The organism is Arthrobacter pascens, assembly GCF_017052465.1.
In the GTDB taxonomy this organism is placed as follows: domain Bacteria; phylum Actinomycetota; class Actinomycetes; order Actinomycetales; family Micrococcaceae; genus Arthrobacter; species Arthrobacter pascens.
Window position 1 is genome coordinate 17485 of the sequence record NZ_JAFHKT010000126.1, and the last position, 12435, is coordinate 29919.

Here is a 12435-nt window from a genome sequence, read left to right on the forward strand (position 1 = left end):
GGGCCGGCCACCCAAGGGGTGACCGGCCCGGCGTCGTGCGTTCCGCGGAGGTGAAACCTACGGCACGTGCCGTTCCTCGGCGCCGTTGTAGGTGCTCAGCGGCCGGATCAGTGAGTTCGATTCGAGCTGTTCCATGATGTGGGCCGTCCAGCCGGTGATGCGGCTGGCGACGAACAGCGGGGTGAACATCTGCGTGTCGAAGCCCATGAGGTGGTACGTCGGTCCGGCCGGGTAATCCAGGTTCGGCTTGATCCCCTTCGCCTCATCCATGGCCGCCTCGAGCCCGTTGTAGAGCCCCAGCAGCTCCGGCCTGCCGTAATGCGCGATCATCTTGTCCAGGGCGGCCTTCATGGTGGGCACGCGGGAGTCACCGTGCTTGTACACGCGGTGCCCGAAGCCCATCACCTTCTTCTTGTTGGCCAGCGCATGTTCCATCCACGCCCTGGCCCGGGCCGCGGCATCCTCAAGGGATTCCTCCGGGCGGATCCCGATCTCGTCGAAGGTGTGCATGACGGCCTCGTTCGCGCCGCCGTGCAGCGGCCCCTTGAGCGCGCCGATCGCGCCGGTCACCGCCGAATGCAGGTCGGACAGCGTGGACGTGATGACCCTGCCGGCGAAGGTGGAGGCGTTGAAGGAGTGCTCAGCGTAGAGAATCATGGAGACGTTGAAGGCCTCCACCACTTCCGGCACCGACTCCTCGCCGAACGTCATCCACAGGAAGTTGGCGGAGTAGCCAAGGTCGTTGCGGGGCTCCACCAGGGCCTGACCGCGCCGGCGGCGCTGGTCATAGGCCACGACGGCGGGCATGGCCGCGAACAGGTCCACGGCCTTGGCCATGTTGGCCTCCCGGGAGGAATCCTCTGCGAGTTCGTGGCGCGCGCCCATGACCGAGGCAGCAGTCCTGCAGACATCCATGGGGTGGGCCGTGACCGGCAGGACGTCGATCACCTGCTTCACCACCGGATCCAAGGGACGGCCGGCCCGCTCCCGCGCCGTAAAGGCGGCCAGCTCCTCCGTGGTGGGGAGTTCGCCGTTCCAGAGCAGGTAGGCGACCTCCTCGAAGCTGCACCGTGCTGCCAGTTCCTGGACCGGATAGCCCCGGTACAGCAGCGAATTCGTGTCGGAGTTGACCTTGGAGACGGCGGTGTAATCCACCACGACGCCGGCGAGGCCTTTTTTGATCTCTTCTTCAGCCATGCTGAACTCCTTCGTTCCTTGCCTCAGTTGACCGGCCCCCCAGGGCCGGCGGTCCGGTTTGGACTGCGCGTCAGTCGGTTCCGGGGATCCGGAAATTAAAGACGCCCGTATCAAAGCGGTTGTAGGCCTCGTAGTCCACGAGGTCGTACAGCCGCGCACGGGTGAGCATGCTTCCTACCTGTGCCTCCTGCGTTCCGTCGGCCCTGATCGATTCCAGCGTACGCTCCGCGGCGCCCATGGCACTACGGAGCAGGGTCACGGGATATATCACCATGTTCACGCCGACGTTCTGGAGCTCGTCCACCGTGAACAGGGCGCTTTTCCCGAACTCGGTCATGTTGGCCAAAATCGGCACGTCCACCGCGTCCCGGATGGCCTGGAATTCGCTGAGGTCCTTCATCGCTTCCGGGAAGATGGCGTCGGCGCCAGCCTCCACCAGGGCGCGGGCACGGTCCGTCGCAGCCTCCAGGCCTTCAACCGCCCGGATGTCGGTGCGGGCCATGATGAGGAAGTTGGGGTCGCGCCGGGCGTCGGCGGCGGCCCTGATGCGTTTGGTGGCGGTGTCCAGGTCCACCACGTTCTTGCCGTCCAGGTGGCCGCAGCGTTTGGGGTTGAACTGGTCTTCGATGTGGCAGCCGGCCAGGCCGGCGTTTTCCAGTTCCTGGACGCTGCGGGCGACGTTCATGGGCTCGCCGAACCCGGTGTCGGCGTCCACGATCGACGGCAGGTCGGTCATCCGGGCGATCTGTCCGGCGCGGGTGGCCACTTCTGTCAGCGTGGTCAGCCCGATGTCCGGCAGCCCGAGGTCGTTGGCGAGCACGGCGCCGGAGATGTAGACGCCGGCGAACCCTTTTTCCTCGATTAGCCGTGCGGAGAGGGGGTTGAAGGCGCCAGGGAACTGCGCGATGGTGCCGGAGGCGAGCAGTTCGCGGAAGCGCAGGCGCTTCTCTTCCGGCGTGGTCTTGGAGTAGAGCATCTAGAACAGCCCCTTGGGTGCCGCTGCGAAGTCGATGACGCCGGGTGCGGCGGTGATGTTCAGCTGGTCGAGTTCGCCGGCCGCCAGTTCCGGGAGGCGTTCGACGGTGGCGAGGAACCTGTTGATTTCGGCTTCTTCCACCAGGCCGGTGGCCAGCGTGCGGAACTTGTTCACGTACTGCTCGCGGGCGAACGGCCGGGCGCCGAGGGGATGGGCATCGGCCACGGCAATCTCGTCGGTGATGACGGTGCCGTCGGTCAGGGTGATTTCCACGGACCCGCCGAAGGCCTTCTCGTTGATGTCCAGGGAGTGGTAGCGGCGGGTCCATTCCGGGTCCTCCACGGTGGTGACCTTGTGCCACAACTCCACCGTGTCGGGCCGGGCGGCGCGCTCGGGGGCGTAGGAGTCCACGTGGTGCCAGGAACCGTCCTGCAGGGCCACCGTGAAGATGTACGGGATGGAGTGGTCCAGGGTCTCCCGGCTCGCAGTGGGGCTGTACTTCTGCGGATCGTTCGCGCCCGAGCCGATGACGAAGTGTGTGTGGTGGCTGGTCTTGATCAGCACGGACTGCACGTTGGACGGGTCTGTGGCCTCGGGGTGTTCCCTGTGCAGCTTCCGTGCCAGGTCGATCCAGGCCTGGGCCTGGTACTCCGCGGAGTGCTCCTTGGTGTAGGTGTCCAGGATGGCACGCTTGGCCTCACCGGGCGTGGGCAGCGGAACGTCATAGGAGGCGTCCGGGCCGTCCAGCATCCAGGCGATGACACCGTCCTCGCCTTCGTAGATCGGCACCGGGGAGGTCTGTCCGCGCATCGAGCGGTCCACGGCCTCCACGGCCATCTTGCCCGCGAACGCAGGGGCGTGGGCCTTCCAGGTGGAGATTTCACCCTTGCGGGACTGCCGCGTCGCGGTGGTGGTGTGCAGCGCCTGCCCCACGGATTGGAAGATCGTTTCGACGTCCAGCCCCAGCAGGGTGCCGATCCCGGCTGCGGCCGAGGGGCCCAGGTGCGCCACGTGGTCGATCTTGTGCTTGTGCAGGCAGATCGCCTTCACGAGGTTCACCTGGATCTCGTAACCCGTGGCGATGCCGCGGATGAGGTCCGCGCCGCTGGATCCGACGTGTTGGGCCACCGCCAGGATAGGCGGGATGTTGTCGCCCGGGTGCGAGTAGTCCGCCGCGAGGAAGGTGTCGTGGTAGTCCAGTTCGCGGACAGCCACGCCGTTGGCCCAGGCTGCCCATTCAGGGGACACCCGTTCGCCTATTCCGAAGACCTTCGCACCCTTGCCGTTGGCAGAAGGACCGTGGGCGAGGGCCTGCGCCCGGGCCGCCACGATGGGAGCGCGGTTCAGCGATGCAATGGCCACCGAGGCGTTGTCGATGATGCGGTTGATCACCATTTCGGTGACGTCGTCCGTGACGGCTACCGGATCGGCTGCCACCACGGCGATCTTGTGGGCCAGCTGGTCCTCGCGGGGCAGGTTTTCCTCGCTCTTGTAGACACGGACGTGGTGTTCCTTCACCATGGGGGCTCCTTGCTAGGTATGGACGGCTAATGGGGTGTGTGGGTGGCTTTGACGTGGGAAAGACTGCGGTGCAGGTGCACGGTGGTGGCAGCTTCGGCCAGACGCGGGTTACGGGCGGCGATCGCTTCGGCGATGGCCGCGTGCTCGGCCGCTGCTGCCGTGAGCCGGGCGGCGTCGTCGGCGGCCAGCCGCCGGACGCGCACCAAGTGCACCCGAAGGCTCCGCATGGCCTGGGCCAGGTAGGAGTTGGAGATGGCCGCATCAATGGCTTCATCCAGCCTGCCGACAAGCTCGTAGTATTCGTGCCGGGCCGGATCAGCGCCGCTGATCAGGTCCGGCGCTTCGAGCAGCTCCTTCTGGAGCTGGAGGAAGAGTGCGGCGTCGCCGCGCTCGGCGGCCAGGGCAGCCGCCCTGCCTTCGAGCGTTTCGCGGAGCTCGAAGAGTTCGTCGATATCCTCCAGGGAGATATCGGTGACGACGACGCCGCGGCCGCCCGCCGTCGTCGTCAGCCCTTCCGCCGTCAGGCGGCTCAGTGCTTCCCGGAGCGGCGTGCGTGAGACGCCGAGGCGTTCCGATTGCTCGACTTCGGCGAGGACCGTCCCGGGGAGGAGCCGCCACTCGATGATGTCATCACGCAGTGCCGCGTAGGCCCGGTCGCTGGCGCGCATGCTGCCTCCCCTCGAATGGTTGATGTCACCGAGTGTATACATAAAGGCGGATTTTGCCCAGTGTTATTTGAATTTTCCGCGCATCATCCGGCTTTATGTATACATGGAAGGTGGTTGGCTGCGGTCAGACCCGGGACCAGCGGTATTCGTTTTCCGGGCGGCCGGGCGCCCCGTACCGGGCAGTGCGGGAGACCGTGCCGGCGTCGGCGAGGTACTCCAGGTAGCGCCGGGCCGTGACCCGGGACATGCCCAGCGCCGTCATCACCTCGGTGGCTGAGACCGCCCCCGGCTGTTGCCTGATGAAGTCGCGGACCGCCTCCAGAGTGGACGGTGCCAGGCCTTTGGGAAGGGGCAGCTCGGACGGCGCCCTGAGGCTCGCGAACGCCTGGTCGACGTCGCTCTGGGAAGCACCCATCTTGGAGGATCCCGCTCCGGGTGCGGCCAGCTGCTCGCGGAACTGCCGGTAGCTCTCCAGCTTGTCCGCGAACGTGGCAAACGTAAATGGCTTGATAAGGTACTGCACCACGCCGATGGAGACAGCGTTGCGGACGATCGTCAGCTCCCTGACCGCCGTGATGGCAATGATGTCGGCAAAGTGGCCGGCGGAACGCATGCGGCGGGCGATGTCCAGACCGTGCAGATCCGGCAGGTTCATGTCCAGGAGGACCAGCTCCACAGGGCTGCCGGCGGCCGCGAACTCGGTAAGCATCCGCAGCGCAGACTGGCCATCCGGGGCGGTGCCGGCCAGCGTGAAGCCGTCCAGCCTGCCCACATAGGCGGCATGCGCCGCCGAGGCAATCGGCTCGTCCTCGACGACGAGGACCCGGATGTCTGTCACGCTTGCTCCTCCAGGAGACTGTGCGGCTCCGGCAGGGGCAGCGCGATGTGGAAGCGTGCGCCGCCCGTGCGGCCGGAATTGGTGATGGTCATCGTACCGGCCAGACGCTGGACCGCCTGCTTCACGAGCGCCAGCCCCAGGCCGCGGCCGAAGGGTCCGGCCTCCTTGGTGCTGAAGCCGTACCGGAAAATGTCGTCGATGGCATCCGGTGCAATGCCCTTGCCGGAATCCTCGACAGTAATCTCCAGTCCGTCAGCGTCTGACTCCACCGTCAGCTCCACGCGCCGCGGGGCCGGGGCGTCGGAGGCGGCATCGATGGCGTTGTCCAGCAGGTTGCCAAGAATGGTGACGAGGTCCTGGACGGCAAGGCCCGTGGCGCCCGTTGTCCGCGACGCCCCCACGGCCAGCTCCACGCCGCGTTCATGGGCTTCGGCGGCCTTGCCCATGATGAGCGCGCTGAGCACGGGTTCCTGCACGGAGCCCATGATGTCGTCCGTCATCTGCTGGCTGAGTTCAAGGTCCTTGGTGGCGAAGTCGAGGGCTTCGCCGGTCCGGCCGAGCTCCAGCAGTGAAACCATGGTGTGGAGGCGGTTGGCGTGCTCGTGGGTCTGGGCGCGCAGTGCGTCCGAGAGTGTCCGCATGGTCTGAAGCTCGCTTCCCAGCGATTCGATTTCGGTGCGGTCCCGGATCGTGGCAACTGTTCCGAACACCGGGGCAGGCCGGCCCGCGGGGGAGTCCGGGCCCACGGCGGGGCTCTGGTTCACCACCAGGACGCCGGAAGCCGTCAAGTGGATTTCATCGTGGACGGTGTGGCCCGATTCAAACAGGTTCTTCAGGCTCGGCGTCAGCGGCAGGTCGGCCAGGAACGGAGCGTTTGACGGAACGTCGCCCGAGTCCCGCGGCTCGAGCCCCAGCAGTTCGGCGGCCTGGTCGTTGTACATCACCACGCGTCCCCTGGGGTCGATCAGGATGACACCTTCGCGCACCGAGTGCAGCACGGATTCGTAGTAGGCAAAGAGCTGGGCAAGCTGTTCGGGTCCCCAGCCGCGCGTTACCCGCCGGAGGTAGCCTCCGAGCAGCCAGGAGGCGATGGACCCGGCCGCGAGGAGGGCGCCGGAGATAGCCAGGAGGGCTGGAATCCTGCCGGCTACCGCGACGTCGATGGTTCTGACCGTGACGCCGGCGGCCACCAGGGCCTTAACCGAGCCGCCGGCGTCCTTGACCGGAGCAATCGTCCGTACGGAGGGGCCCAGGGTGCCGGCCGTGATTTCCGTGAATACGCGCCCCTCAAGGGCATCGGAGATTGAACCGATGTACGGCTGGCCAAGCTCCTCGGTCCGGGGGTGCGTCCAGCGTGTCCTGTCCGGCGCCATGATGGTGATGAAATCGGCGTCGGCGTCGTCCATCACCCTAAGCGCGTAGGGCTGGAGCCGGGCCGAGGGATCAGCGGAGGCCGCGGCCTGCAGCACCAGCGGGTTGTCTGCAACTGAAACAGCCAAGGCCGTCATCCGGCGCCCGGCCTCGTCATAGGTGCGGTCGCGGGCGTCGATGAAGGCGGCCGTCCCGACGACTGCGGTGAGCGCCAGCACGAACAGCAGATTGGCCACGAACAGCCGCCTGGCAATGCTCCAACGGTGGATCACAACACCTCCTATGACCAATATGAACGCAACGGTGAGCCAAGTCACTTTGTGCCGAATGATGGAAATCACAAAGGACCGACGCGATCAGCCCAGAGTCTGTGCCGAAGCGTTTTCCAGATTATCCATAAGGAGACACATCATGGCTTCTCAACGAGGAGAGTCGGCTGCACCGGCCAAGGCCGGCCGCAAGGGACTGGACAAGTCCCACTACCTTTACATCGCCGTCATCGCCGCCGTCATCCTGGGCGCCGTGGTGGGGCTGCTGTTCCCGGAAGTCGGGAAGTCCCTGAAGCCGCTGGGCGACGGGTTCATCAAACTCATCAAGATGATGATCGCCCCCATTATCTTCTGCACCATCGCCTTGGGCATCGGCTCCATCGCCAAGGCTGCGACCGTCGGCAAGGTCGGCGGCCTGGCCCTCGGGTACTTTGTCCTCATGTCGACCTTCGCCCTTGGTATCGGCCTGGTGGTCGGCAACCTGATCCACCCCGGTGAAGGCCTGAAGCTGGCGCCGTACGATCCCAACAAGAAGGCCGAAGTAGACAGCACCGTAGCCTTCCTCCTTGGCATCATCCCGGGCGACATCCCGGTCCTGCCCACGCTCTTCGCCGCCATCCTCGTGGGCTTTGCACTGCAGAAGATGGGCGCGCAGGGCGCCCCTGTCCTCAAGGCCATCGGCCACGGCCAGGCTGTGGTGTTCCGGATCCTCATCATGATCATGTGGCTGGCCCCGGTCGGCGCCTTCGGCGCCATCGCTGCGGTCGTCGGTGCCACGGGCTTCCAGGCGATCGTGAGCATGTTCACCCTGATGGCCGCGTTCTACATCACCTGTGCACTGTTCATCGTGGTAATCCTCGGCGGCCTCCTGCAGGCTGTGGCAGGCGTGAACATCTTCAAGCTGATGAAGTACCTGGCACGCGAATACCTCCTGATCTTCTCCACCTCATCGTCCGAGGCCGCGCTGCCCCGCCTGATCGCCAAGCTCGAGCACCTGGGTGTCTCCAAGCCGGTCGTCGGCGTCACCGTTCCCACCGGCTACTCCTTCAACCTGGACGGCACGGCCATCTACCTGACGATGGCATCGCTGTTCGTGGCCAACGCCATGGGAACCCCGCTGGACCTCGGTGCGCAGGTGTCCCTGCTCATCTTCATGATCATCGCCTCCAAGGGTGCAGCCGGTGTCACCGGTGCCGGCCTGGCCACGCTGGCCGCCGGCCTGCAGGCACACAAGCCCGAGTTGCTGGGGGGCGTCGGCATGATCGTCGGCATCGACCGCTTCATGTCCGAGGCCCGGGCCCTGACCAATTTCACCGGAAACGCCGTGGCCACCGTTCTGATCGGAACCTGGGTCAAGGAGATCGACAACCAGCAGGTCGGCCGCGTCCTGTCCGGCGAGGAGCCCTTCGACGAGCAGACCATGATTGCCAGCCACCACGGTGTCCAGGAGACCCCGGCGCAGCAGCCCGTTCCGGCGAACGCCTAGGCTTCACAGGGCCAGGCTCAACCAGGCTCACAATGCAGCGGCGCTCAGGCGCCCGGAACCGCCCGCACAGGCCAGCCCTGTGCGGGCGGTTTTCATGGGCGGAGGACTAACCTTCGACCTCAAGTAAAAGGTCAAGGCTCAAACGCCATCAAAAGTCAAGTTCCACGAAATGCCGTGTCGGGCGCTGTAGCCTTGGGTGGAAGAAGCATGGGTGCTGGACATTCAGTGGCCCCGGCATTCAGCGGCAGAGAAAAATCACCGTCATCGAAAGTGTGGATAGATACGTGAGCAGCGAACAGGGTTCAGCAACTCTGGAAGGCACGGAACTCGACCTGGAAGACGCCGTGATGGGTCCCACAGGACGTCCCTACCGCGAATTTCCGGAGCCCGCGCCGCTGTCCTCCCATGGACCGGCCCGCGTGATTGCAATGGTCAACCAGAAGGGCGGCGTGGGTAAGACCACGTCAACCATCAACCTCGCGGCCGCGCTGGCGGAGTACGGCCGCCGCGTGCTGCTGGTGGACTTCGACCCCCAGGGGGCGCTGTCCGCGGGGCTGGGCGTCAACCCGCACGAACTCGACCTCACCGTCTACAACGTCCTCATGGACCGCAAGGTGGACATCCGCGACGCGATCCACCAGACCGGCGTCGAGAACGTTGACCTGCTGCCGGCCAATATCGACCTCTCCGCCGCGGAGGTCCAGCTGGTCAACGAGGTGGCACGGGAACAGGTGCTCGACCGCGCGCTGAAGAAGGTCGAGGACGACTATGACATCGTCCTGATCGACTGCCAGCCCTCGCTGGGCCTGCTCACGGTGAACGCGCTCACGGCCGCCCACGGCGTGATCATTCCGCTGATTTGCGAATTCTTTGCGCTGCGGGCCGTGGCGCTCCTGGTGGAAACCATCGACAAGGTCCAGGACCGCCTCAACCCGAGGCTGCAGGTGGACGGGGTGCTGGCCACCATGTATGACGCCCGGACACTGCACAGCCGCGAAGTCATCTCCCGCCTGGTGGAGGCCTTCGGTGACAAGGTCTTTGAGACGGTTATCAAGCGGTCCATCAAGTTCGCCGACGCCACCGTCGCCGCCGAACCGATCACCAGCTACGCCGGCAACCACATCGGTGCCGACGCCTACCGCCGTCTCGCCAAGGAACTCATTTCGCGCGGCGGCGCGCCGTAGCCTGGGCCGTGGCTGAGTCGGCAACTCCTCTCGCGGAACGCGCCCGGCCGGCCGGCACGGACGACGGCGGTGCCGCGCCGGAAGCTGGCGCCGCGCCGGAAGCTGGCGCCGCGCCTGATGCCGGCGCTGCGGGCGCGAAAAAGCCGGGTTTCGAAGTCCGGCTGGCGAACTTCACCGGCCCCTTTGACCTCCTGCTGGGGCTGATCGCCAAGCACCAGTTGGACATCACCGAGGTGGCTCTCGCCACCGTGACCGATGAGTTCGTCAAGTACATCCGGAACCTGCAGTCCTTGGGGGAGGAATGGGCCCTTGACGAAGCCAGCGAGTTCCTCGTCATCGCCGCCACCCTCCTGGACCTCAAGGCTGCCCGGCTGCTACCGGCCGGTGAGGTTGAGGACGAGGACGACATCGCGCTCCTGGAGGCCCGGGACCTGCTTTTTGCCCGGCTGCTGCAGTACAAGGCGTTCAAGCAGGTGGCCGCCCTCATGGACGCGACCCTTGAGCTCGAGTCCCGGCGGTATCCGCGGCAGGTGGCGCTCGAGGAACACTTCGCGGCCATGCTGCCTGAGCTCGTCTGGAAGCACACTCCCCAGCAGTTCGCGGCCCTGGCCGAAGCTGCCCTGACGCCCAAGGCGCCGAAGCCCACCGAAGTGGGGGTGGCCCACCTGCACGGGAGCCCGGTCAGCGTCAGGGAGCAGGCGGAGCTGATCGGGCTTCGGCTGCGGGAAGGCGGGCCCCTGTCCTTCCGCGCCCTGATCGCCGACGCCGAATCCACGCTCGTGGTGGTTGCGCGTTTCCTGGCGCTGCTGGAGCTCTTTCGCGACCAGGTCGTGGCGTTCGACCAGGTGGCGCCCCTCGGTGACCTGGCAGTGCGGTGGACGGCATCGGCCGAATGGAGCAGCGACCAACTGAGCGAAGAATATGAGGATCAGCCGTGAGTAAGTCCCACCAGGAACCGTCGTCGGAGGACATGGCTAGTGACGCCACCGACTTCTCCGCGCTTCCGGGTGGCGCGCGCGCCGCCCTGGAGGCCGTGCTGATGGTGCTGGATGTACCGGCGTCCGCCACGGACCTGGCAGCGGGCCTGAACCTGACCGTGGAAACGGTGGAGCAGTTGCTGCTGGAACTGCAGCGCGAGTATGACGGCTATACTGTTAAGGCCCCGGATATGGAAACCGCCAGTGACGCTGGCTTCACCTCCAGCCCCCGGGGCTTTGAATTGCGGAATGTTGCCGGTGGCTGGCGCATCTACTCCCGGGCTGAATTCGCCGACATCGTCGGTGCCTTCGTCCTGGAGGGCCAGACAGCCAGGCTGACGCAGGCAGCGCTTGAAACGCTTGCCGTCATCGCTTACCGGCAGCCCGTTTCCAGGGCCAGGGTGTCTGCAATTCGAGGGGTCAACGTTGACTCTGTCGTGCGGACGCTGACCCAGCGCGGGCTGATCGAGGATTCCGGAACTGATCCGGAATCGGGTGCAATCCTGTACCGCACGACGTCGTATTTCCTTGAACGCATGGGAATCGGCTCGGTGGCTGAGCTGCCTCAGATTTCACCGCACCTTCCGGGGCTTGACGGAATCGATGAGTTTTACGACGCCGGAAGAATGTAGGCAGCTCTGCCTGCAGAACAGTATTTACCAGTGCAGATTTAATCTGCAGGGCTGGCTAGTGTTGTCCTTGGACAACCGTTGCCGGTCAACACAACGAAGGACGGGTCATGACACAGGCGGGACGCCAGGGTTCACCACGTAAAAGTTCAGGACGTAAAGGTCCGGAACGAAATTCAGCGGGCAGCGCAGGACGCGGTGCCCCCAGCCCTCGCGGCGGCGGATTCGGCGCCGGCCAGCGGGACTTCTCCAAGGGCGGCGACCGCCCGTACAAGGCACCCAAGCCGCGGGAGGAGCGCTTTGTCGATCCCGACGAATCGCCCGCGCCTCAGACGGGCCGGCCTGCCGCAGGCGACTGGAAGTCCGGTGCCAAGCCGGCAGCCAGGAAGCCCGGAGCACGCAAGCCCGGGGCGGGAAAGACGCCCGGCACTCCCGGCGCGCTCAAGCCCAAGCCGCGCTCCGCTGCGGCCAAGGCCTACGGCACGCGCGCGTTTGGCGGGGAGCGGTTCGGCCAGAACCTCGGAGCCGTCCGCAAGCCGTCGCGCAAGCGCGGCCCCAGCGGCCCCGTGCCGCAGTCCGAACTGCACGACGCCGACGGCGTCCGCCTGCAGAAGGTCATGGCCCAGGCCGGAGTGGCTTCGCGGCGCGTCTGCGAAGAGATGATCGCCGAAGGCCGCGTGGAAGTCGACGGCCAGGTCGTCACCGAACTCGGTGTGCGTGTCGACCCCAAGACATCCGTTATCCACGTGGACGGCCTCCGCATCCAGCTGGATGAGTCCCTCGTGTACATGGTCTTCAACAAGCCCAAGGGCGTCGTGTCCACCATGGAAGACCCGGACGGGCGTCCGTGCATCAGCGATTTCGTCCGCAACACCCATGGCGAGCGGCTCTTCCACGTCGGCCGCCTGGACGTCGCCACCGAGGGCCTCCTGCTGCTGACGAACGACGGCGAACTGGCCAACCGCCTGACGCACCCTTCCTACGAGGTGCCCAAGACGTACCTGGTCCAGGTCCGGGGTCCCTTCCCGCAGGGCATCGGTGCGCAGCTGAAGGCCGGCGTTGAACTGGAAGACGGCATCGCCTCTGTGGACTCCTTCCGCCTCGTGGACTCCACCCCGGGCCACGTGCTGATCGAAGTCGTGCTGCACTCGGGCAAGAACCGGATCGTCCGCCGGCTGTTCGACGCCGTCGGTTTCCCTGTGCTGCGACTCGTGCGTGTCAAGGTTGGCCCCATCGGCCTGGGAGACCAGCGCCAGGGAAGCATCCGCAACCTCGGCAAGCAGGAAGTCGGCCACCTGCTGGCATCCGTAGGACTCTAG

11 protein-coding genes are annotated in these 12435 nt (G+C 66.0%); 5 read left to right on the forward strand and 6 right to left on the reverse strand.

Annotated elements, in window-relative coordinates; translation table 11 throughout:
* Positions 1-57: 57 nt before the first annotated feature.
* From JYA52_RS07570 to JYA52_RS07595, 6 genes are all read right to left on the reverse strand, one after another.
* Positions 58-1197, reverse strand: coding sequence for a bifunctional 2-methylcitrate synthase/citrate synthase (locus tag JYA52_RS07570; RefSeq protein WP_205652590.1), 1140 nt, complete (start codon positions 1195-1197; stop codon positions 58-60).
* A 70-nt stretch (positions 1198-1267) separates the two neighbouring features.
* The gene (gene prpB / locus JYA52_RS07575; protein ID WP_205652591.1) at positions 1268-2173 is read right to left on the reverse strand and encodes a methylisocitrate lyase; all 906 of its coding nucleotides are present in this window, start codon (positions 2171-2173) and stop codon (positions 1268-1270) included.
* On the reverse strand, positions 2174-3694 hold the full coding sequence (locus tag JYA52_RS07580) for an MmgE/PrpD family protein (RefSeq protein ID WP_205652592.1): 1521 nt from the start codon (positions 3692-3694) through the stop codon (positions 2174-2176).
* Between the two features lie 26 nt (positions 3695-3720).
* Positions 3721-4362 (reverse strand): GntR family transcriptional regulator, encoded by a 642-nt coding sequence (locus JYA52_RS07585; RefSeq protein WP_205652662.1) that lies wholly within the window; start codon positions 4360-4362, stop codon positions 3721-3723.
* A gap of 124 nt (positions 4363-4486) precedes the next feature.
* Positions 4487-5200, reverse strand: coding sequence for a response regulator (locus tag JYA52_RS07590; RefSeq protein ID WP_205652593.1), 714 nt, complete (start codon positions 5198-5200; stop codon positions 4487-4489).
* Complete coding sequence (locus JYA52_RS07595) at positions 5197-6843, reverse strand: sensor histidine kinase (protein WP_205652594.1); 1647 nt, start codon at positions 6841-6843, stop codon at positions 5197-5199. The genes JYA52_RS07590 and JYA52_RS07595 overlap by 4 nt, the downstream gene beginning before the upstream one ends.
* Positions 6844-6982: 139 nt before the next feature.
* Here JYA52_RS07595 and JYA52_RS07600 point away from each other — a divergent pair, with 139 nt between their 5' ends.
* The 5 genes from JYA52_RS07600 to JYA52_RS07620 all read left to right on the forward strand — a co-directional run bounded on the left by JYA52_RS07600 (position 6983) and on the right by JYA52_RS07620 (position 12435).
* Complete coding sequence (locus JYA52_RS07600; protein WP_205652595.1) at positions 6983-8326, forward strand: cation:dicarboxylate symporter family transporter; 1344 nt, start codon at positions 6983-6985, stop codon at positions 8324-8326.
* Between the two features lie 284 nt (positions 8327-8610).
* Positions 8611-9510: a ParA family protein gene (locus JYA52_RS07605; protein ID WP_205652596.1), complete on the forward strand. Its 900-nt coding sequence runs from the start codon at positions 8611-8613 to the stop codon at positions 9508-9510.
* Between the two features lie 161 nt (positions 9511-9671).
* The gene (locus JYA52_RS07610) at positions 9672-10448 is read left to right on the forward strand and encodes a segregation and condensation protein A (protein WP_240460075.1); all 777 of its coding nucleotides are present in this window, start codon (positions 9672-9674) and stop codon (positions 10446-10448) included.
* Between the two features lie 32 nt (positions 10449-10480).
* Positions 10481-11119, forward strand: a complete 639-nt coding sequence (gene scpB / locus JYA52_RS07615) for an SMC-Scp complex subunit ScpB (RefSeq protein ID WP_205652663.1) — start codon at positions 10481-10483, stop codon at positions 11117-11119.
* A gap of 107 nt (positions 11120-11226) precedes the next feature.
* Positions 11227-12435 carry a pseudouridine synthase gene (locus JYA52_RS07620; RefSeq protein ID WP_205652598.1) on the forward strand — a complete coding sequence of 403 codons (1209 nt, stop codon included), beginning with the start codon at positions 11227-11229 and terminating at the stop codon, positions 12433-12435.